Origin of the sequence: Pedobacter sp. 22163, assembly GCF_052045595.1 — a bacterium.
Classification (GTDB): Bacteria; Bacteroidota; Bacteroidia; order Sphingobacteriales; family Sphingobacteriaceae; genus Pedobacter.
The window spans coordinates 62,246-85,990 of record NZ_JBQEPM010000005.1; the positions used below are offsets into that span (position 1 = coordinate 62,246).

General features: G+C 41.0%; 13 protein-coding genes. 4 read left to right on the forward strand and 9 right to left on the reverse strand.

The window, feature by feature from the left end; all coding sequences use genetic code 11:
• Window positions 1-9 precede the first annotated feature (9 nt).
• Genes ACTJKN_RS14335 through ACTJKN_RS14345 form a run of 3 tightly spaced genes read right to left on the reverse strand, consistent with a single transcriptional unit; the run spans window position 10 to window position 8,160 of the window.
• Window positions 10-3,051 (reverse strand): SusC/RagA family TonB-linked outer membrane protein, encoded by a 3,042-nt coding sequence (locus ACTJKN_RS14335; protein WP_440825972.1) that lies wholly within the window; start codon window positions 3,049-3,051, stop codon window positions 10-12.
• A gap of 34 nt (window positions 3,052-3,085) precedes the next feature.
• A complete protein-coding gene (locus ACTJKN_RS14340) occupies window positions 3,086-4,975 on the reverse strand; it encodes a RagB/SusD family nutrient uptake outer membrane protein (RefSeq protein WP_440825974.1) in 1,890 nt (629 codons plus the stop codon).
• 11 nt (window positions 4,976-4,986) lie between these two features.
• Window positions 4,987-8,160: a SusC/RagA family TonB-linked outer membrane protein gene (locus ACTJKN_RS14345; protein ID WP_440825976.1), complete on the reverse strand. Its 3,174-nt coding sequence runs from the start codon at window positions 8,158-8,160 to the stop codon at window positions 4,987-4,989.
• A gap of 1,023 nt (window positions 8,161-9,183) precedes the next feature.
• On the opposite strand from ACTJKN_RS14345, the gene ACTJKN_RS14350 reads away from it, so the two are divergent.
• The 4 genes from ACTJKN_RS14350 (at window position 9,184) to ACTJKN_RS14365 (ending at window position 14,236) form a co-directional block, all read left to right on the forward strand.
• Window positions 9,184-11,400 carry an alpha-N-acetylglucosaminidase gene (locus ACTJKN_RS14350; RefSeq protein WP_440825978.1) on the forward strand — a complete coding sequence of 739 codons (2,217 nt, stop codon included), beginning with the start codon at window positions 9,184-9,186 and terminating at the stop codon, window positions 11,398-11,400.
• A gap of 304 nt (window positions 11,401-11,704) precedes the next feature.
• Window positions 11,705-13,234, forward strand: a complete 1,530-nt coding sequence (locus ACTJKN_RS14355; RefSeq protein ID WP_440825980.1) for a PAS domain-containing sensor histidine kinase — start codon at window positions 11,705-11,707, stop codon at window positions 13,232-13,234.
• Window positions 13,235-13,250: 16 nt separating this feature from the next.
• Window positions 13,251-13,616 carry a response regulator transcription factor gene (locus tag ACTJKN_RS14360; RefSeq protein ID WP_440825982.1) on the forward strand — a complete coding sequence of 122 codons (366 nt, stop codon included), beginning with the start codon at window positions 13,251-13,253 and terminating at the stop codon, window positions 13,614-13,616.
• Window positions 13,617-13,801: 185 nt separating this feature from the next.
• Window positions 13,802-14,236, forward strand: coding sequence for an SRPBCC family protein (locus ACTJKN_RS14365; RefSeq protein ID WP_440825984.1), 435 nt, complete (start codon window positions 13,802-13,804; stop codon window positions 14,234-14,236).
• A 62-nt stretch (window positions 14,237-14,298) separates the two neighbouring features.
• On the opposite strand, the gene ACTJKN_RS14370 is transcribed toward ACTJKN_RS14365, so the two are convergent.
• The 6 genes from ACTJKN_RS14370 to ACTJKN_RS14395 all read right to left on the reverse strand — a co-directional run bounded on the left by ACTJKN_RS14370 (window position 14,299) and on the right by ACTJKN_RS14395 (window position 23,649).
• On the reverse strand, window positions 14,299-14,547 hold the full coding sequence (locus ACTJKN_RS14370; RefSeq protein WP_440825986.1) for a glycoside hydrolase family 97 C-terminal domain-containing protein: 249 nt from the start codon (window positions 14,545-14,547) through the stop codon (window positions 14,299-14,301).
• A 20-nt stretch (window positions 14,548-14,567) separates the two neighbouring features.
• Entirely contained in the window at window positions 14,568-16,211 is a 1,644-nt protein-coding gene (locus ACTJKN_RS14375) for a glycoside hydrolase family 97 catalytic domain-containing protein (protein WP_440825987.1), read from the reverse strand.
• 633 nt (window positions 16,212-16,844) lie between these two features.
• Complete coding sequence (locus ACTJKN_RS14380) at window positions 16,845-17,855, reverse strand: NAD-dependent epimerase/dehydratase family protein (RefSeq protein ID WP_440825989.1); 1,011 nt, start codon at window positions 17,853-17,855, stop codon at window positions 16,845-16,847.
• A gap of 64 nt (window positions 17,856-17,919) precedes the next feature.
• Window positions 17,920-18,408, reverse strand: a complete 489-nt coding sequence (locus ACTJKN_RS14385) for a Crp/Fnr family transcriptional regulator (protein ID WP_440825990.1) — start codon at window positions 18,406-18,408, stop codon at window positions 17,920-17,922.
• Window positions 18,409-18,853: 445 nt separating this feature from the next.
• The gene (locus tag ACTJKN_RS14390) at window positions 18,854-20,449 is read right to left on the reverse strand and encodes a RagB/SusD family nutrient uptake outer membrane protein (RefSeq protein ID WP_440825992.1); all 1,596 of its coding nucleotides are present in this window, start codon (window positions 20,447-20,449) and stop codon (window positions 18,854-18,856) included.
• A gap of 26 nt (window positions 20,450-20,475) precedes the next feature.
• Window positions 20,476-23,649 carry a SusC/RagA family TonB-linked outer membrane protein gene (locus tag ACTJKN_RS14395; protein WP_440825994.1) on the reverse strand — a complete coding sequence of 1,058 codons (3,174 nt, stop codon included), beginning with the start codon at window positions 23,647-23,649 and terminating at the stop codon, window positions 20,476-20,478.
• Window positions 23,650-23,745: the final 96 nt, after the last annotated feature.

The following is a 23,745-nucleotide window of genomic DNA, read 5'->3' on the forward strand; positions in this document are numbered from 1 at the left end:
AAAATTCAATTAAAACATTGCCTTTACGCCCAGGTTATATAACCTAGTTTGTGGGGCACCCCCTAAATTCAGCTCAAGTATTTCTCTTTCCTTCGCTATTGTTAAAAGATTAAATCCTGCCACATACAGCCCCAGTTCTTTCAACACTTTACTTTTGAACAATTTATCGGAAATTGTATAGGAGATTTGAACTTTAGATAAATCAAACCGATCTGTGCTGTACAACCAGAAATCGGACGCTCTGAAATTATTATCACCATTTAAAGTGGTAAGCCGCGGAAAGGTTGCCGTATTTTTTGTTTGAGGTGTCCATCTGTCGCGCACCACTGCCGAATACTTATCGCTTCCGTTAACCCAAAAATAGTTATCGCTTTTCATGGCACTTCCACCGAAGCGGCCAGTACCCAAGATAAATAGAGTAAGATTTTTCCATTTGGCAGTTAGGTTCAATCCTGCTGTAAACGGAGCACCGAACCATCCACCGCGACCAAGATATACCTGATCCTTATCATCAATGATTTTGTCACCGTTCTGGTCAATATATTTGATATCGCCAGGAGCCAATGCTGATCCAAATGCTGGTTTTGCACTACTAATTCCATCCGCCGCTGCAACTTCGTTAGCATCCATGTAAAAACCATTGCTTTTTAATCCCCATATCGCATCGAGTGGTCTGCCGGCACGGTATTGATAGCTATTTTCGTAAGTTAACAGATCGGCACGTTTAGTTGCTTTGGTGGTATAATATGTTCCTGACGCCCCAAAAGTCCAGTCAATAGCGCCAATACGTTTATTAAAATTTAAGTAAAAATCCAACCCGGTACGCTGATCGCTATTATAATTGCTGTAAGGAACAAAAGAAGAACTTGGAAACCCAGTAGTGAAATAGTTTGGATAAAGAACATTAATCTGACCGATAATCCCGGTGATGTTATTTCTAAAAACATTTGCTCCGAAATTAAACTGATTTTTGAACATTCCGCCTTTTATCCCGATACTGATTTCTTTCCTTTTAGCAAAAGTTAAATCCATGTTGGATCCACGGCGCGAATCTGTAGACTGTGTACCTGTACCATCATTCCAACCATACCAGTTACCCCCTGTGCCTGTATAAATGCTCTCGTAGGCAAAATACTCATCAAAATCAAGATCGGTATTTAAAATACCTGCTGATGCGGTTAGTGTTAAGTCATTAATGAACGAAACTTTTTTCAGAAATGGCTCTTCGCTAAGGCGCCATCCAATAGAAGCTGCAGGAGAGAGTGCAATCCTGTTTCCCGGTGGCATTTTTGGCGAGCGCACCACAGCTCCGGTAATTTCGGCAAAATACTTATGGCTAAAATCATAATTTAACTGCAATCCTAAATTAGAATTTGTTGTTGGCTGGTAGATTTCAGATTGCGATTGACGATATGCCGCAGCCAGCAATACTGCAGAGATATGATGATTATTACGGATTGTAGTATTGTAGTTAAATTGGCCAGATAACGAAATGGTCTGTCTATAATAACTATCGGCAATGTTCTGAACTCCGGTTTTAGTATCTTCTCCCCAGCGCGTTAAGCTTCCAATCATCGTTGTGCCAGCGTAGGTTGTCCAGTTAGGCTGGTAAGTTGCATATCCGTTTCTATAACCTTGATTATAGCTATTCAGGTAATCAACCCCCATAGTGGTACTAAAGGTAAGTCCATTCAAAATTCCTTTCAAATCAGCATCAATGCCTGTGGTAAACTGAAACTGGCGTTGTACAAATTTATTGTTACCACCAGCATAAATGGCCGCAAAGGGATTCGTTTGATCTAACTGGGTACCACCAAGGATGTATTGTCCATCAATAATTGTAGCGTTTTTAATCATCGCTTTGCTCACCTCATCGCTCTGTTCCAATAAATTAATTGGGATTAACGGGGTAAATAAATGAGGGCGCAAGGTTGCAGCGTTAGCCCAGTAATTCGTATTTACTCCGCCACTGCTAGAAAACACAGCGCTTGCGTCTACCCGGGCTTTTAGTGCTTTGGTTAGCTGCATATCAACATTTCCGCGGATGTTAAAGCGTTCTGATGTATTATTTTCTTTGGCTTCGCCGAAGTTAAGCAGCGAACCTGTAGATGCAAACCCAACATTGGTGTAATAACGGGCTCGATCATTCCCTCCTGAAATTTCTGCCACACCATCATAGCGTGAAAAACTATTTTTAAGGTATTCTGAAGCATAATAATCTACACTTGGATAACGATAAGGGTTAACACCAGAATGATTATAAATAGTTTCCGGTGTATAAGCAGCTGCCAAACCATCATTAGATAAAGCCTCATTATACAAAGTCATGTACTCTGAAGAGCCCAGATATTGAGCGAATCTTTTTGGTGTATTTAATCCGATGTTGGAACGAACATTTATTTTTTGCTTAGTGGCCGTACCCCTTTTTGTGGTGATCAAGATTACTCCTTTTGCACCACGGCTGCCATATAGGGCAACGGCCGAAGCGCTCTTGAGAAAAGTGATCTCCTCAATTTCATTTGGTGTAACACTGTTCACATCCCTCGGAACTCCATCAATCAATATAAACGAGGTATTCATACCCCAAAGGTTGTTACCATTAAAGCCCGGAGCAAAAGCCTCCATCCCGTCCAATCCATAGGTTATAAAGTTTTTTTCAAAGAGCTGTGCCAGGTTAACGCTTGAAACGCCGGCAGGAAGGTTACTTTCGGTGGCATTTTTAAAACCCACATTTATTAGTCTATCCTCTTTGGTTAAGGTAACCTGCTTTAGGTTGGCTAATGCGATTACCGGCAAGGTTTTATAACCTTTAGCATTTACCGTAAATGTGCTGTTCTCCTCTATCGATAGGGAGAATTCACCTGCCTGGTTTGCTATGGTGAGCACGTCGTTTCCTTCAATAGTTATGGATGCCCCTTTTACCGGATTTCCATTGATATCCCGAACTACAGCTTTTATAGGTATCTTAACGGCGTCCTGACCTTTGATTACACCGACAAACAGTGTAAAAAAGACACACAGCGCCAATGCATTTCTTAAAAATTTCATCATTCTTGTCTTTAATTATTTGTGATCATGAACTACCTTACCATCCAGGGTTTTGCGGAAACTCCTTATACATATTTACATCTGCCCGTTTAAGTGGCAACCAATAATGCTTTTCACTAAACGGACGTTGTAATATTAATCGCTCGCGGTAGTTTACAACCTTGTTTAATTTGGTGTCGGCCGTAGGGCTTAAAGGAGCAGCGCGATCAAATTCCGCGGCTGTTTTTAAGGTATAAGGCACTTCGGCGAGCAAATGCCAGCGGCGAAGATCATTAAACCGATGTCCTTCAAAGGCAAGTTCAACAGCGCGTTCGCGTCTTACTTCTTTCATAAACTCTGTTGTAGACACTAAAAACTGTGCGGCAACACGTCCAACACCAGCACGATCACGGATCACATTGATCGCATCTACTGCAGTTTTGCTAAATCCCTCTGCGGTTGCACTTGGGGAGTCGTACCCTGTTGCAACCGATTCTGCGTACATCAGGTAGATATCGGCCAAACGCATATATGAAACCTTGATATTCAGGTTTTGTCCATAATTCCAGCCCTGATCAAAGTTATTGGCAGTCCTGGGCACAAATTTGAACATCATATACCCTGTACGGCTACCAGAACGTTCATCTCTATAACTTCCGTTTGTGAACAGATTTGCATATCGGTGTGGTTCCATATTCGCTGCCAAAGTTCCCTGCACCACTTTAACTCCATCGTATATAATATCATTATAGAACCTTGGATCACGATCGCGCCAGGGAAATTGCGGATCATATCCTGAGCCAGTAGGATCAGCCTGGGCCGAATTCGAAATGGGCAAACCATTTTTCATCCCATAATAATTAACATAATTTGCGGTGGGCGCAAATACCAGTGCATCGGCACCTACAATTGCTGGTGTATATTGTTTTGCAGTGCCATAGGTTGAACCATGCGCTCCCCAATATGGCCCTGTAAATATTACTTCAGTACCTCCCGGGATTAAGAAATTTTGGCCAGTTGTATAAAAATTGGTACTGTATTGTGCAAAAGGCAATAACTTATGAGCAGCAGCGCCACTTTCTGTCAGTTTCAATAACTCGGCAAATGCAGCAGCCGCTTTTTTACTTAGTTCTGCATTGTAGGTTTTGCTACCGGTAGATTCTAAGTTCATTAATGGACTAGCGGCCCACAGATAGTTTTTACCTAAATAACCTAATGCCATGATTTTATTGATGCGCAACTGGTTTTTACCCAGGGTTTGGATCCCGGCTGTTGTATTATCCCAATTGATTGGCAAAAGATCGGCGGCGGCTCTTAAATCCAATGCCGCCTTTGCTGCACATTCTTGGTATTTTAGCCTTGGTAATCTCAATTCTTCATCTGCTGGCAATACTTTATCAATGTATGGCAGCCCTCCAAAATATTGCATGAGCTGGAAATGGAACCAACCCCTAAAGAATAATAGTTGACCTCTGATCAGGTTGCGTTCTTCGTCGGTTGCGTTTGCCATCAGGTTTAGATTCTCAAGGCCTAAATTCGCTTTACGAATGCCATACCAGGCCAGTGGATATAGGCCCTTGGTAAAACGATCATTATTTGTATTCGCGTTGGCATTGTCTAAAAATCCAGCACCCCATCCATCAAACTCTCTTTGCCAGCCCCAAAAATCGCCGTTATCTATTTTGTTAACCAAGTGGAAATTTTGAACTGTAGACTGGATTTCGTCTTCACCCCAGTTGAAACTGTTGGTCCAATACCGGTTGGTAAAATCTGGAATACAATTATATAGCTCCTCGGTAAAGCCCTGAAAACTGCGAAAGTCTTTGAAGGCAGATTCTGCTGACACAGTTGCTTCAGGATCTCTGTCTAAATATTTTTTACAAGATACCATACCGATTCCCGCCCAAATCATTCCTATCAATAATAGGCGTGTTATATATTTTTTCATAATGATCATGTTTAGAAAATGAAATTAGCGCCTAGATTATAGCGTTTTACAGTTGGATATGCACCCTGCGATGCCCAGCTCTGTCCGCCCGCACTTTGATAATTTGCTTCACGGTCATCCGGCATCTTAGTCCATACGTGTAAATTGTTTCCATTTATGAATATACGTATGCTCGAGATTCCTGCTTTTTTAACCCAGTCTTGCCTAAAAGTGTAAGCCACCTCAGCATTTTTTAAGCGCAGGTAAGAAGCATCATAGAAGTACCTGTCTCCTGTATAAAAACCCGCTGGAGTTGTTTCCCAACGCGGCATCGGACCATCAGGGTTTGTATTGTCTTTTGACCAATAACTTCCTTCATCATAGGCAACTGTATTCTTTCCTGAAAAAGATCCCAGCACTACCTGGCGGGTAACATTGTTCACACCGTAAAACTGAGCAAAGGCACTAAATCCTTTCCATTCAAAACCTATAGTCGCATTGTAGGTGTTTTCAGGAGCGCCAGAATAACCATAAGGAATGTTATCATTCGCATCAATTATCCCATCAGCATTGTAATCTACAAGATGATAGTTTCCTGGGATTTTTAATTGGTCATTGGCATTGTGCATGGTACTTCCATAAAGCTGATCCCAGGTATTGTAATAACCAGCGCTCACATAAGAATAAGCCTGTCCAATCTGTTTATCAAGAGGCTTAGCATATAATGGTAACAATCCGGCAACATCAGCATATACAACTTTGTTCTTGGCATGAGTATAATTGATATTGGCCCACGCAGTAAAATTGCTAGTGATTTTTTTGTTGAACCGGATATCAATTTCATAACCTCTGGACCGCACCTTACCAACGTTAAACGTAGGCGGTGTGGCACCATAGTAACTTGGAACAGCACGATTGTTGGTAAGGATATCGCTCCTGTCGTCCTGGAAGAAATCTACACTTCCAGAGATTGTGTTTCCAAAAAGCCCAAAATCAAGCGCAATATTCTTCTTTACAACCTTTTCCCAACGTACATTTGGATTACCTACCGTAGTTTCCCTATACCAGTTATAAGGACTATTCTCTGCAGCTTCACCAGTAGTACCGAGTGGCGTAGTGCCTCCAAATACCCAGTTCGTCAGGAAGGCAAACCTGGGAGAACCACCATCATCACCAATTCCACCATACGATCCACGTAATTTCAATGAATTGATGAATTTGATCGGTTTCATGAATTTTTCTTCAGAGATCATCCATCCAAGTCCACCAGAAGAAAAGAAATCAAAACGATAGGCAGGTGCAAATCGCTCAGAACCATTATAGGCTCCATTATATTCTACACTATACTTACCTGCATAATTGTACGTGGTACGGAAAACCCAGTCTTCACGGTAAGAAGGGATAATACTTCCCGTGGCAGTATTATCTCTGCTCCAAAGCCCCATAGCCGTTACATTATGATTTTGCGCAATTGTTCGGGCATAATTGACCTGCACTTGAGAAAACATTCTGCGGTAGGTTGCGCCGTCGTTAACGTCTCCTGCCCGGCTTGCCCATCTTACACTTTCTCTCCATTCCAGCTCTGTTGCTGCATCTTTGGTTTGTGAATAGCTTACTATTCCTGTTTCAGGATCGATGTATTTACTTAGTGTTCCATTATTCCGGTCGTCAATTCCACGACCAGCTTCGATAAATGTATTATCGATGGAAAGTGTTCCTTTTAAGCTTAATCCTTTAACAAGAGAATTTAAGCTTTGATCTAAGGTAAAGTCTGTGGTGATGCGGGAAGTTGTGGTCGTTTGAAGGCCACTGGTAGACAAAATCCTGACAGAGTTTAAACTTTGTTGTTCATTGGGCTTATAATATCCCCATGTGCCATCCGAATAAACTGGTAGATAGAGATTTGGTGCTGCAGAATAAGCAGCTGTCCAGGTGTTGTAAGGGTTAACATCAATCCATGGGCGCTCTGATGTACCTCTTGAACCAGAGATATTTGTTCTGAATACTGTTGATGGTGTTAATTGAAAATCCAGGTTGCTTCTTACGTTCAATCTTTTGAAACTATAGCCACCGCTATAACCGCGATCGTTACCAAACCTTCTGAACAAATCGCCTTCATCAAGGTAATCAACAGAAGAAAAATACTTTACAAACGATGTTCCACCACTTACATTAAGATTGGCATTGTAAGACATTGCATTGTCTCTAAACAAGGTATTAACCCAGTCTACGTTTGGATAACGCTCAGCTTCTTCAAGATTGGCTGGCGAGCGATATTTTTGCATCACAGCTTCGGGAAGATATGAACTCCAGGCGCCCGGAGCGAGCGCTAATTCGTATTCGATTGTTCGGTTACGCACCTGGAACATATCGTACGAATCGAGCTTACCTGGCAATTTAGATGCAGATTTAACAACCGTATTCGCAGCTGCTCTGATTTCTGCCTTCCCTTCACGCCCCCTTTTGGTGGTAATCAAGATTACGCCGTTTGCTCCTTTTACCCCAAATACCGCTGTGGCTGAAGCATCTTTAAGAACAGATACTGAAGCTACAGAGCTGATATCGATGTTATTTATCGATCGTTCAACTCCATCTACTAAAATAAGCGGACTGGAATTGTTCCAGGTACTTCGGCCCCGGATAAGAATCTGAGGATCTTCATCCCCTGGCATTCCAGTGCTGGCGGTAGTAATTACTCCCGGCAAATTCCCGGTTAATGCTGCACCTAAACTAGATACGCCACCTGTTCGTTCCAGTACTTCACTTGTGGTTTGTGTAATTGCACCAACAACACTCTGTTTCTTTTGAACGCCGTACCCTACAATCACTACATCCCCCAATTGATCTGAGTTGGATTTCATGGTTATGTTTATCGTATTTTTGCCGGCAATACTCACATCCTGAGTTTTCATTCCTACATATGCAACGGTAAGCGTCTGCCGATCAGCAGGCACCTCTATAGCAAACTCTCCATTTGTGCCAGTTTGCACTTTAGAACCAGTGCCTTTTACAATAATAGTAACTCCTATTAATAGCTGTTTTTGTTCATCAACTACCGTCCCGGTTATTTTTCGTCGTTGTTGTGCGGCAGCTGTATCAATCAACAGCGCGGAGATAATCAGTGTTAAATACATCACGAGTAATAACTGCTTTGCTCCCCTATATCTGGAGCGCACATCATTACCCATATTGGTTATTTTTTCCATTATTTAAAATCATTTAAAGAGAAATAGATTTGGATAATTGTATGCCAGTCCTAGTGAATTAGGATCACCAAAACAGATTTTTCAATTGTTTTAGTTCGCGTAGAGCGGAATAACCCCTCTTTGAAGTAGTAGTAGTTTTTAGTCATAAAATTTGGTTTATTTTGGTTAGGATTAATATTTGATACTATTGAACGGATTCAATCTGTATCGGTGTGAGATCAATTTGGATTTAACCAGGTGCTTTCATGAGCGTTTGTTCAGTTTGGTTCATATTTATTTGGTTAGCCCCTTACTATAAAAACCAATTTTAGCTTTCCTGATAATCAAACAATCTGCCTTTGGCATCACACTGAGATTTAAGATCAGCGTTAAGCACTCGTAGTGTAAGTGTTGGTCTTACTTACGTCAGCATCATGTTCGAACGGAAAGGTATTGGTTTACCTGTATTGAGTATTCGAAGCTAAGACAACTATAATTTTAAGGATAGCACAATTGTTTAAATTTATACCCAGTTTGTTTAAGTGGTGTAGAAAGTGCCTTTATGCATCAAAAAAAGCATTAAAGTGATAACATCCATTTTATTTTAAACACAATTGTCTTATCCATATTAGCATATAGGTAGGGTATAAATCCAATGTGTATCGTCTTTTAACTATTGTACGTCACGCTGTTTTCCATTTAGCGAACCTATATTATATATGTAGCAGACAAAAATGTGATTTAACCTTTGCCCAAAAGTTTCTTTAGCTATCTATCTACAGAAATAATCTTAATTAAATCATCACAGAGAAAAAACAACTACGGGCTTATCTTTTCAACATTAATTGCTTTTGTAACGCTAGTTTATATTCCTGTAAACAAAAAAACGGCAGCACAATAACAAAACCAGATGATGGTTAAAATATATTTTATGAAGCCAGACTATACCTGCCCCATTATTTATTATCTGTATATTGAACCGCTAATAATTTTTAATACCAGGATAGCAAAAGCCATGGTTATCTCTCAAAATAAAACAAACAGATGAAATATAAAATATACTTTCTTGCTGCATTTTTGGTAATGGCATCTGCTAAGACAAGGGCCCAAGCTTATCTTTCTTCATCAGCTGAACTGATCAAAAGGGTTCTACCCAAACAGCATCAGTTTTTTTTAATTCAAAGCATCGTTTCTGAGAACGGCATGGATGTCTTTGAAATTGAAAGCAAAAAAAACTCCATTATTTTAAGGGGGAGCAGCGGCGTAGCTATTGCTTCGGCTTTTTATTATTATTTAACGGAATACGCCCATTGCCAGGTAACCTGGAACGGCGTTAACCTTAAATTGCCACAAAACCTACCGATGGTGAAAAATAAAGTAAGGAAATCTACACCTTACGAGTACCGCTATTACCTTAACTACTGCACTTTTAATTACAGCATGAGCTGGTGGGACTGGGCCAGGTGGGAAAAAGAAATAGACTGGATGGCACTACATGGCATTAATATGCCCTTAGCTATTACCGGAGAAGAATATACCTGGTATCTCTTGTATAAAGAAATGGGTTTTAGTGATAACGATCTGAAGGATTTCTTTACGGGACCGGCTTATTTTTCGTGGTTCTGGATGGGAAATATAGATGGTTGGGGCGGTCCCCTGCCAATAGATTGGATGAAAAGTCACTTCGAACTGCAAAAGAAAATCTTGGCCAGACAGCGTTCTCTTGGTATGAAACCGGTTCTGCCTGCATTTACAGGGCATGTACCAGCCGCATTTAAAAAGAAATTTCCAAATGCGAAACTTAAGGCTACCAATTGGACCAATGGTTTCGCAGACACTTATATCCTCGATTCGGAAGATCCTATGTTCGCAGCTATCGGGAAAAAGTTTTTACAGAAACAGACCGCGTTGCTGGGCACCGATCACCTTTACTCTGCCGATACCTTTAACGAAAATGAACCACCATCATCAGCACCTGATTTTTTAGGTAAACTGAGTGCAAGGATTTATGACGGGATGTCGCAAGCAGATCCTAAGGCGATCTGGGTAATGCAGGGCTGGCTATTTTATAGTGATAGAAAATTCTGGAAAGAACCCCAAACAGAAGCTCTTTTAAAGGCCGTACCCAACGACAAGATGATACTGTTAGACCTGGCCACAGAAATAGAACCGGTATGGAAACGCACTTCGGGTTTTTATGGAAAACCCTGGATCTGGAATATGCTGCACAATTTTGGCGGAAACACCAATCTTTTTGGCCGGATGGACGTAATTGCCACCGCACCTGCACAAGCCTTGAACGATCCGCAAAGTGGCAAAATGAAAGGTATTGGCCTCACCATGGAAGGTATTGAACAAAACCCGGTATTGTACGAGTTAATGATGGCCAATGTTTGGCAATCCAAACCGATAGATCTAAAAACATGGCTGCCTAATTTTGTTTTTAACAGATACGGAAAAAACAATCCCAATGCACAAAAGGCATGGGAAATTTTAAGAAAAACAGTATATAATGTACCTCAAGATAAATACATCAGAGATGGTGCAGAATCTATTATTCAGGCACGCCCCACACTTGATTCGCTGACCCGTTGGGCCAAAACGACCTTAAATTATCAGGAGCGGGATCTGTTACCAGCCTGGGATGAACTCATAAAAGCCGCGCCTGTCTGCGGTAGTAGTGATGGTTTTCAGTACGACATCGTGGATGTAACCCGACAGGCCATGGCAAATTATGCCTTGCCCCTACAGCGAAATTTTATAACCGCCTACAAAAAAAAGGATATGGTTACCTTTAAAGCAGAAAGCCAAAAATTTCTTCAGCTTATTGACGATATGGATAAACTATTAGCTACCCGAAAAGATTTTATGCTTGGTCCGTGGGTTGAACAGGCAAGAACATGGGGAAACAATCCAGCTGAAAAAGCACTTTACGAAATGAATGCGAAAGATTTAATTACGCTATGGGGTGATGAAAAAAGTCCGTTAAACGAATATGCCTGCAGACAATGGAGTGGTTTGTTCAATGATTTTTACAAACCGCGATGGGCGCTTTTTTTCAAATATGCATCAAAGGCCATCGACAATCAGAAAGAAATCAACATCAAACAGTTTAACAGAGAGGTAAGTGCCTGGGAATGGAGTTGGGTAAACAAAAGGAAAGATTACCCCTTAAAAACGGTGGGCAGTTCAGTAAGTATCGCCATTGAGATGCATAAAAAATACAGAAGCATAGTTGAGAAAGCGCATCAGCATCGCTAAGCTAACATTAATGTGAGCATTTTTCACAGCTTATTGGGCCTATATTGACTCTAATTCCAAAACCTGTTACACAGCTAAGACATTGTCAATTAACAACATAAACATCGTTTCTGACATAGAAAAACTAATCCTTCAAGGCCTTCGTTTGCTTTAAGGCTCTTTTGAGCAATATGATAGAATCACTGTACCCACAGATTAAAAAAATCCCTATTATAAAATCTATTTTTTTTCACGACCAAAAACTTTAAATCTTTAAAAACCAAATTGGGGCATGTATCGTTTATAAAAAATAAATTTTATCAATTTGGGTAAGGAAAATCATATCAATACGAAAAAAATAAATACGCCATTGGATCTTGACGTACTTTATAAGGTTTTAGACGCATCTGTTACCGGAATTGTTATCACCGATAATCTGCTGCCAGATAATCCGATAATCTACTGCAACCCTGCTTTCGAAGAAATTTCAGGGTATATAAGGGGTGAAATTATTGGACACAACTGCAGGTTCCTGCAGGGTAAGGACCGTAACCAGCCTGAACGTAAGACAATTTCGACGGCACTAGCCTCTGGAGAGAGCTGCAGGGTCGAGATTAGAAACTATACCAAAAAGGGGAAATTGTTTTATAATGAACTGTATATCTCCCCGGTCAAAGACGAAAATGGTCAGATCACGCATTTTATTGGGATTCAGAACGACGTATCTTCAAGGCGAAGGACTCAGCAAGAGCTCGAACTTGTGCAACAGGAGACCGAACGCAAAGTTGAAGAAAGAACCAGAATGTACCGGGAGAGCCAGGAATATTTGAGCAGCATTGTGGAAACCATTCGGGAGAGCCTTGTTGTAATGGACAAGGATTATAAGGTTTTAAGCGCCAACAATCATTTTCTCAATACTTTTAAGGTTTCTATAAATGAAACAAAGGGCAAATTGCTTTACGATCTTGGTAATGGCCAATGGAATATTCCAGAGCTAAAGAAAATGATGGAAGAAATCCTTCCCACGAACAATCCGGTATTGGACTATGAAGTAGAACACGATTTCCCTCATATCGGCAAAAAACTGATGCTGCTCAATGCGCACCGTATTGAGCTCGAAGGCAGATATAAGGACTGGATATTGCTCGCTATAGAGGATATTACCGATCAGCGTGCCTTACAGCAGCGTAAGGACGATTTTCTTTCTATTGCGAGCCACGAGCTTAAAACACCATTAACTACGATCGTTGGTTATATGCAGCTTATGAACAGGATGATGCCGGAAAATGCGAGTGATAAGTTTAAAGGAGTTGTAGAGAAAACCGGAAAATACATCCAGCGCCTTAACCAGTTGTTGTCTGAACTCTTGGATGTATCCAGGATCCAGACCGGCAATATCACCCTGCACCGGGAAGAATTTGACTTTGATAAAATGGTGGCTGAAACTATCGAAAGTATCAGGGCGGCAACGCCATCTAGAGAGATATCCCTTACTGGAAAAATCGGCAGAAATTTCAATGGGGATGAATCCCATCTAATTCAGGTTGTTTCCAACTTATTGAGCAATGCGATCAAATACTCTGCTGATAATACCAAAATCGAAGTCAGGGTTTCCTCCATTAGCGATTTCATTAAGGTATCTGTAGAAGATAAGGGAATGGGCATTAGCGAGGATGAGCTGAATAAGGTTTTTGACCGTTTCTATCGCGTTGGTGAAGTGCAGAAACATTACCCTGGAATGGGAATTGGGCTTTATCTATGCCAGCAGATCATTACCAACCACGGTGGTACAATTTGGGCCGAAAGCCAAAAAAATACCGGATCTACGTTCAGCTTTACTTTACCAATGTATTAACTAGCCCTATTTAAGTATGAAAGATAAAAAGATTTTGGTTTGTGATGATGATCAGGGCATATTGGAAATGCTTGAACTGTTGCTGGAGGAAGATGGCTACCAGGTAGTGCTTGAGCCGAACAGCGTGAATGCGCTTAAAGCCATCGAGCGGGAATCTCCGGATATTGTTCTTCTGGATATCTGGATGCCTATGATCTCAGGAGATCAGATCCTGAGGTCGTTAAGAGATAACCCTAAGGTCTCTTCCACTCCTGTATTGATGTACTCTGCGAGTACTGATGGCAAAAATATTGCGGAAAGCTGTGGAGCAGATAGTTATATTTCCAAACCCTTTGATCTCGCTGTGATGTTGGAGGAAATTGAGAAGCTGCTTCAAGAATGATTGCTTAATTATTGAAAAATTGCTAAGCGTTTTGTGTTAAGTCTCGTTCCATTGATTTTTTGTCCGCATTATGATCATCGTGACTAACATGGGTACTTCAGGCTGAAATTCTTCTTTAACTTTGGCATTAACAAATGAGAATCCCATGCCTGTTGCCTAAAATACAAATATTGTAATTTGTGACTATGGATATACTGCAAAAAACCGTGTTTATCAATGCCCCAATACATGCGGTGTGGGATAGCCTTACTGTTCCTGAATTTATTCAGGAATGGACAGATGATAACCCTATTGAAATACAGACGGATTGGGAGGTCGGTAGCGCAATAATCACAAAAGGAAATCTGCATGGGATCCAGTTCATCAATTCAGGAACAATCCTGGAACTGGATCCCGGCAGCAAACTCTGTTATAGTTTTTTAAGTTCGCTCTCCAATTTGCCCGATACCGAAGAGAGCTATTGTATATTGGAATTTAATTTGACACCTGAAGATAAACAGACTAGGCTTGAGCTTACCATTCGCAATTTTCCTGACGAGGTGATCCGTAAGCATCTGGAGCTGTACTGGGGGCCAACAGTTGAACTCATCAAGCAACAAACAGAAAACCGTCAATTATAAATACTTGCTAGGTAACATCAATACCTATTTAGCGTTCCATATTAAGGATCCAACTTTGAGTCTTACAAGCTGCTGACTACTCCTGCAAAGCCGCCTCTAGGCAAGCACTGGATTTGAAGTATACCCGATTTTCTGACGCTTTTGGTTTCGCTGGTAATAGATTTCGTATCTGCCCCATCTTTAAATAACTGGAGAGAATAATCTAAATTGCCCAAAAATTTCAAATTTAGATCGAGTGTTTGCGGGGTATCTTTTCCGTTAAGTCCGGCTACATACCAGAGCTTCCCCTTTCTTCGTGCAATAACGATCATTTCACCAGGATAGCCCTGGATCAGTTTGGTTTCATCCCAGGTTGTAGGGAAGCCTTTAGAAAATTCTGGGGGCCTGCTGATAAATTATAATATGCAGATGGCCTGTCTGCAAAATGCTGTAAACCAGACTCAAACACCACTGCTAATGCCAGTTCGTGCGCAAAAGATGTTATATGCGCATGCTGCGAATCTGAAAACGTTACTGGCGTGTAGTCCATAGAACCGATTATATTACGGGTAAATGGAAGCGTGGTATTATGTGCAGCAGCCTTATCCGTTAAGATTGAGTTATTGTTATACCATTCTGCTCCGTAAACTGCTTCGGTTGTCATTAAGTTCGGATAAGTACGGGCCCAGCCGCGGGGTATGGTAGCACCGTGAAAGTTAACCAATAAATGATATTTTGCAGCATCTTCCAGAATATCTATGTAATATTTCATCATATTTTGCTGGTCTCCCGCAAAAAAATCGACCTTAATGCCTGAAACCCCAACGCTTCTCAGCCATGAAAATTCCTTTTCTCTTTTCTCTTTTGTCAACAGCCTGTCTACCGGAGTCGCGCCAAGCCAATCTGTACCTGAATTGTACCATAAAAGCGTCTTGATACCCTTGCTCTTTGCGTAGCCCAAGGCATCTTCCACCTTTCCCCCATTTGACATTACATCCCATTCCCAGTCGATCAGTACATATGGCCAGTGCATTTTTACGGCAAGGTCGATGTATTCAATTACTTTCTTATAGTCCTTTGATCCGTGATTATATGCCCAATATACCCAGGCTGCACTTCCAGGTTCAATCCATTTGGTGTCTTTAAAGGCAGTAGGCTCACTCACGTCGGTAATCAATGTACTCTGTACCAGATCGGCCAACTCCCCGATGATCATCACGTGCCACTGCGATTTCCAGGGAAGACTGGAAATAGCGCCGCCCGGCAGGTTCTTTTTGGCCGAAGGGTAGGTTACCTTATATATGTTTTTGTTTTCTTTATTGTTAAGCAGGGCTGCGCAATTTTCTTTACTGATGCCTGCCTCAGAAATTAACACCCATAATGGCTGACTGTTAACTTTATATAATGCCGGATACCCCCAGTCGCTATTGTTTTTTTCGTTTGTTCCAGTAGTAGAAAAAGGAAAAAAATCCTCGTAAGCTTGGTTATAGGGTTGTATCCATCTTTCGCTGCCTGGAGGAACTACATAGGCTGTAGTTTCATCTATAATAGAGAAACTAGAGCCTTTGCTATTGGGAAAGCTATACCTGAACGCAACCCCATCGTTATAAACTTTAAAAGTGATATCCAAGGGCTGATCGGATGGATTCTTATACCTGAATGTTTTTTCAGTACCAAAATTCTCGCAGAACTTTCGCTTTCCAGTCACCATTTCATATTTGTCATGAACAGCAACAGCTTTACCTTCCCCAGTAAGCCGGAGATTCGATATAAACTGCTGATCTTCCCTTGAAATGCCTAGCGGTGAGCTGGGCAGCACTTCAATATAAGCACTTCCTTTTTTATAAAGCACTTTAAAATGTACCTGGCCTGAACCTCCCTGACCAGCCTGTTGCATTTCCACAACTACTTTAATTTTTTTATTGGGCGATAGAATTTGTTGGGCATACCCAACTGAACTGAAAATAAAGCTCAGTACAAAAAAAAGAATTTTCATTTGTTTTTTATTTTTATAAAAGGGTTGCTAAAGGTGAAATATTTATCTGCAAACTCCATTTCGCTCTCCATTGTCCAGAAAAGAGATTCCCGAAATTCATATTGATTTTTTCCATTCCCTGATTTGGTATTGCCTCATAATTTAGGTTAAACTAAATGAAAGTTCATTAGCTTACCTATGACAAAAATCTCAGCGTTCTATAACATGCTGCTCTTTTATGTCTGGTTTATACTGGTTATATTTTATACCGTTAACCATATTACTGAATCAAGGAAGATGCTATTTTTCCAATCTCAAGGTCACCTGTCGGTATTATAACAAAGTTATATAAAGCCGCTTTCTAAGCGTTATACTAAATAGACTTTATTTTGTACAAAACCGACAAAATATAAACTGAAAACTAAATCCATTGTAATGAAAAACACGATCTCCTTGCGTAAGATCACACTTAAATCGATTTAGGAAATCAGCTGATTTTGTTCAGAGCCGTTTTTTATCTCAAAAATGCTAAATAATCCAAGGCGACGTTCAGGCGTATGAGTTTATTGAAAGATATATGTATAAATGTTTATGTCAATGCATATTTTGAAAGATACTATCATAGTGTGCCCAAACCATAATTTTTTTCTAAAATTAAATTAATTCTCTATGTTCCGTCAGGTAAGCCAATGCTTCCTGTACTGCCTGTTGACCATCTTTCGGATTAAACCCTAATTCGTTTCTTGATTTCGAAATATCAAAATCCTGCTGCAATCCTGAAAACATAGCAATATCTTTAGTGGTGAGCAGTGGAGGTTTTCCAATTATTTTAGCTGAAAGCTCCATAAAACCTGCAATAGCATACAAAATAAACTTTGGCACAGTTCCAGGTACTTTGATCTTCAATTCAGGATAAAGTTTTTGTGCCAGTTTAGTTGTATCGGTAATGGTCATACATTTTTCGTTGGCAAGGATATAACGCTCACCAGACCGGCCTTTCTGTGCAGCAAGGTAACAGCCTTCTGCTACATCTTTAACATCTACCCAGTTCAGGGTAATCTTGGTGTCCATGGGGATCTGCTTATTAAGAATCAGTTTTAGGATATTATAGGAAACATTTAGTGGAAGAAACGCTTCACCTCCTATCATTGCTCCGGGCATAACCGATACCAATTCTATACCGAATTCTCTTGCCAGATCAAAAGCCAGCTTTTCACCGTCATTCTTGGAATTGTAGTACATATCCCTTCGGTCGGAATTGTATCCGTTGCTTTCTTTTGTCGGAAGATTGATATAATCCAGTGCAGCAATGGAACTCACATAGACGATTCTTTTTACGCCCGCTTCTGCAGCTGCTTCTATCGTATTCCGGGTACCAAATATATTCACATCATAGATTTCTTTCTTGGGGTTTTTAGCCCACAGCTTGAAAGCAGCGCCTACTGCAAAAAAAGTATCAACATCCTGCAGTGCGCTTTTGAAGGAAGCTTTATCCGTTATATCTGCCTGAACAACCTCGCAGTTCAGATCTTTGAGACATTTTTTGCTTTTGATGTTACGGACTGAAGCCCTTACCGGGATCCCTTTTTCGATCAATAGTCTTACAAGGTTGTTGCCTAAATGCCCATTGGCACCGGATACCAGTACTAGTTTTTTATCTGTCATAGCCATTGATTTTAAATGCTGTGGCAAAGTTGAACTTTGCAGATTTAAAACCACTTCACAAATGTTACCTAATAATCTTCTTTCTGATACGGCTCAGACTTTTAGGGTTCATCCCAAGAAAAGACGCAATGTATTGCATGGGAACATTCTGGAGAACTTCGGGGTACTGGTCCATCATTTTTAAATAACGCTGTTCTGCATCAAGGGTAGCCAGCTCCCTGGCACGTGTTTCGTTATAGGATAAGGATTGTTGAAATACCAAGAAGCTAAAATCCATAAAAGTAGGACTCTGTTGTATAAGCTGATCAAGATTTGCTTTACTGATGCGCAAAAGTTCACATTCTGTAATACATTCAAGATTTTCATCCGACTTTTTCTGGTTGGTAAAATCAGCATAAGAAGTAATGAAACCAGGCGGACAGTTTATATGCGTTGTAACCTCATCGCCTTTATCATTATAATGGAATAGCCTCGCAAAACCTGAAACCACAAAATATAGATGCCCAGGTACTTTCCCTTCTTCTTCGATTATCCGGTTTTTCGGATATCTCACCGGTTCAAAGTACTGTATGCACAAATCTCTTTCCCGGTTAGAAAGTTGTAGACTTTTTGTAATAAGACTTATCAGTTGACCGTGCATGGTACAAAGATAAAAAAACAATGCTGATCAATCCCAAATGAAACCTGTTCCAGGACTTTTAGGAGAAAAGAAAGTGCCACAACCTAGCCAACGAAAAAGCAATAACGGTTCGTGATATGATCTTGCCAGTAGCATAATTGTTAAGTACTGGCCTGCCCGTAAATGGATACCGTAATAGATAGGCAGATAAAAGAGGCTGTATCATAAAATACAGAATTGTCATCCTGTCCAAAGGACTCCTACGGAGAGCCTGTCGAAGGACCTTTTTTTAATGTCGTAAAAGGTGTTTCGACAGGCTCAACGTGACAAATTCGAAGTAAATTACAATTTATGATACAGCCTCATCTCTTTTGTTGATTTAATTCCAATCACTACCTATATCCTTACCAACATTGGGGTTTGCGTTCTTTTCAGATAGTGGGATAGGAAATAAAACATTTTTATCCTGAAAAGGTTGGGTACCATCTTCTATCTGCCTTTGCGAATTAATGGTCTGCTTAGCTATCCCCCAGCGGATCAGATCAAAATAGCGGGACTGTTCGCCGGTCAGTTCCAATTGTCTTTCGCGCATCAGGATGGTCATGGCTTGAGGCTGGCTGCCCAAACTAATATAAAGTGGCGCATTAACGCTCGGCCTGCTACGCACCTGGTTAATCAGTGCCAATGGCTGCGATCCTGTATTACCCTGCTGTATGTAAGCCTCGGCAAGCATCAGCAATACATCTGCATAACGGATTACCTGCCCGTTGATACCGCTTTGCGGGCCACCAAAGCTTGCTACTTTATTATAATACTCATATTTTAAATATTTGTATCCGGCTGAGGCATAGGGAAAGGCTATTGGCCCGTCTTTACATTCCTGGCAATATTGGGTTTGTCCCCCGCTTGCAGCATCTCCATAAAAAGTATAAGCCGCACGCGGATCGATGTAAGTGGTATTGGTTTGTGGGTTGGTATAAGTAAAAGCTTTAACAGCCGTAGTGGTAATAAACACATTATTCCAATCGTTAAAGCCATATTCCTGTGCACGGGCAGAGTGGCTTGCTTTCCCACCCCATGTTTCCTGACCGCCAAACGGAGCATACTGGTTACCGATACCCCAATCGGTCCAGGCCTGGTTCATGACCTGAAAAATGGTTTCCTTATTAAGGGCTGTATTATTCTGATTCGGATCATCAAACAGGTTGTTATATACGGGTGTGAGCGCATAGGTATATGGAGCCTGGGTCAGTTTAGTCAGTTCAGTAACAGCATCTCCCCATTTTTTTTCGTACAGGTATGATTTACCAAGCAAAGCAACCGCAGCCCCCCGCGTAGTACGTCCAAAACTGGCTGGAGCATAAGAAATAGGAAGGTCAGCTTGTGCGTCTTTTAAATCCTGTTCAATAAAAGCCCATACATCTGCTACAGCTGCACGGGGTAGGTTAATTTCTTCTGCTGTTGGCAGCGGGATATATGCTTTACGCAAGGGTACACGTCCGTACAGGTTAACCAGATTGAAGTAAGCATAAGCCCTTAAAAATTTAGCCTCGGCAATATATTGCTTTTGGTTTGCCTGTTCGGTTGCATTGGCAGGAGCCCATGCCTGGGCACGGTTAATCACCACATTCGAACGCATTACCATTCGGTATAGCGAAGACCACATGGCTTCCAACTGCGGTTGGTTCGGAGCAAAATTATATTGTGCCAGGGCCAATAAATCCCCTTGGAGTGGTTGGGCATTTTTGGCATCATAGCCCAGCAGATCAAAAATATAATACCACTCCCGAGCCCACAAACCTTGGTGTAATAAAGTAGCGTAGCTAGCTATCACGGCTTGATTTATGGCTGCATCACTTGTGAAATAAGTGTCATAGGTATATGCGCTTTTACTCTGTAAATCCAAATCCTTCTTACATCCCTCAGTTGCAATCATTAAAACTACAACAATCAGATATTTTATATATTTTTTCATTATTATATCTTTAATATTTTTCATCATTAAAATCCAACTTGTATGCCCGCCAAAAATGTGCGTGGTTGTGGTATCTGCCCATCATCAATGCCCCGGTTAAATATATAATCGCTGGCCCCTCCATTAACACCGCCATTGGTTTGGGTGCTTATTTCGGGGTCATATCCAGTATATTTTGTGATGGTAAATAAGTTTTGAGCCGCTACATAAACCCGTAACCTGCTTAATACATTACCCGAGAAAGAATTTAATGCCGTTTTTGTAAAAGTATAACCTAAGGTTACGTTACGTACCCGCAGGTATGATCCATTCTCAATAAAAAAATCAGAAGGCCTCAAATTTCCTGTTGCCGTAACATTTTGGCCTGCCCTTGGCAAAGCGGCAATATCGCCCGGTTTTCTCCACCTGTTTAAAATGGCGGTAGAAGCATTATGCCCGGTGGAGGCATTTTCGGTGTAAAATTTAAGTGAGTTGGCTAATTGAACACCCTGAACACCAGAGATGACGATATTGAGGTCGAAGTTTTTATAAGATGCCCCGGCATTAAAACCGTATGTAAACTTCGGAATTGGACTGCCCAGTACCTTCTGGTCCTTACTATCTACAACACCATCGTTATTAAGATCTTTAAATATAAAATCTCCTGGCAATAATCCATCCTGGTATAAGCTGGCAGGATTTCCGGTTTTTTGTCTGGTAGTGGCATTTAATGCATCAATTTCTGCTTGTGTACTTGCTACATGATCAACCGCATACCCATAAAAAGCACCAATAGGCGAACCTGGTTGTGTTAATGTAATACCATTTAAATTATTAAAGTATCCTCCAATTATAGGGGTTGACGATTGTGCACCCAGTGATAATGTTTTATTTTGGTTATAACCTCCATTTACACTTATATTGTAGTTAAAGTCACTGGTTTTATCAGCATAGGCCAACTGAAATTCGAAACCTTTATTTTGAGCATCTGCAGCATTGGTAATTAAAGTACTGCTGAATCCGCTTAATCCGCCAATGCCTACGCTGGTCGGTACCGGAATTCCCACTAACAAACCGCTGCTTTTTCGGTTATAGTAATCAAGGGTAAGCGTAAGTTTGTTTTTCAGGAAACCCAGATCAAGCCCAATGTCGGTCTGGTCGGTCTGCTCCCATCTCAGCAGCGGGTTTGCAATGGAAGTTACCGTTGTTCCGTTTACAAAACTTTTGTTATCCCCCAGTGAATAAATCAGGTTGCCAGTCGGCGAACCGCCAAAAGTAAATACCTGTGTTGTGGTTAAACCAAACTTATTATTGCCTGTACGGCCCCAGCCTATGCGAAATTTTGCATCGCTGATAAACGGAAGTGCCGATTTTACAAATTCCTCTTCGCTGATACGCCATGCAAAGCCAGCTCCTGGAAAGTTTCCATAACGGCTTTGAGGGCCAAAGTTTGATGAGCCATCACGACGGATACTTCCCGATAAGATATAGCGATCGTTAAAGGTATATACCAAGCGGCCATAATAAGAAATTGCCCGGCCAAACTGTGTATAGTAACCAGATGTGTTGGCCTGGCTGGTGATGGTTGGCGCTACACCTATATCTTTCACATTGTCATTCAACATTCCTGTACCCAATACGCTCAGGTATTTGCTCGATCCGGCATCAATATAACTGGTACCTGCGGTTGCCGATATACTATGTTTACCAAAAATACGGTTGTACGACAGGTAGTTTTCAAAAGTATAATTGGAATAACTGTTAAATGCACGCCCTGCCTGCCGACTGAAACCCAGGTTGTTGGATGTAATATAAGGTATTTGGTATGAATCGTTTGTCGAAGTGCCGTATACACCCGCCAGCTGCGACCTAAAAGTTAAACCTTTAATAATATTTACTTCGCCAAAAACCTGCGGATACAATACCAGATCGTTGCTTGATAAGGTTTGAACGCCTAAACTCTGTAATGGATTTACGGCGTTACTGTTGTCATCAACATTGGTAAGGATAGAGTAGCCACCCAAAATAGCGGGGTCGTATATTGGCTGATAAGGCGCATAGCTGATCGCGTTTAATATGCTTGCTGTCTGTCCGTTAGTGTTGGTATAGCGGATATTAAGGCTTTGACCAAAATGAAAACGCCCAAGTTTCTCATCTAGAGAAAAACGGCTGTTTAATCTTCTTAAACGGTAATCTTTAACAATAGCCTGCTGGGTTAAATAACCTAGTGAGAGATTATACGTGACCTTTTCGCTGCCACCGCTTATACTTGCATTATTTTGGGTAGATAAAGCTGTTTTAAATATTTCTTTTTGCCAATCGGTACGGTCAACACCTACAAAAGGAGTATTCAGTTTGGCCGGAGGCGTAAGGTTATTGGTAGCGGCTATATCTTTTATAAGATTAACATAGTCGTTTGCATTAAGCAGGTCAAGTTGTTTGCGCACTGATGAAGTACCAACCTGCGAGTCAAATAATATCTGCGGGATACCGCTTTTGGCCTTTTTAGTGGTAACGATAACCACACCATTAGCGGCAGCAACACCATAAATAGCGGTAGAGGCTGCATCTTTTAAAATGGTAATATTATCAATGTCCTGTGGATTGATTGTATTAAAAAGATTGGCATCACTCTGTATACCGTCAACAACATACAATGGCTCCACATTGGTAAATGAACCAGTACCACGTACAATGATCTGGGCATTTGAACCAGGATTACCGTTTGAATTTAATACCTGTACACCCGGGGCTTTACCGATAAGGAGCTGTGCGGCACTGGTATTCGTGTTAGCGCCTGCATCCTTTGCAGACACAACATTTACCGAACCTATCAGGTCCTTTTTTCTGGCTGTTCCATAACCTATTACCACTACATCATTAAGGGCGCTTACATCACTCTGCAGCTTTATATTCAATACTGTTTTTCCGTTTAATTTAACTTCCTGCTTTGTAAATCCTATAGAAGAAAATACGAGTGTAGCATCCTGTGGTACATTAACCGAATAAGAACCATCGGTACCGGTAACCATACCATTCTGCTTTCCTTTTTCCAATACAGTAACTCCGGGAAGCGGACTGTTATCATCGGCTGATGTTACAACTCCTTTTATGGTGACTGTTTGTGCCGTAACGCGTAATGCACTCATCGGCACAAGCAACAGCAGCAAGAGCCATAATCTGGCTGGTCCTAGCAGCCTTGTTAAATGGGTAATTTTCATGCTCATAATTGTTTTTTTGTATATAAATGGTTATTTCTAATATTTTAATTGTCGGACTGAACCATGACAGAAATCTACAAGTCCGGGCATGCTTTG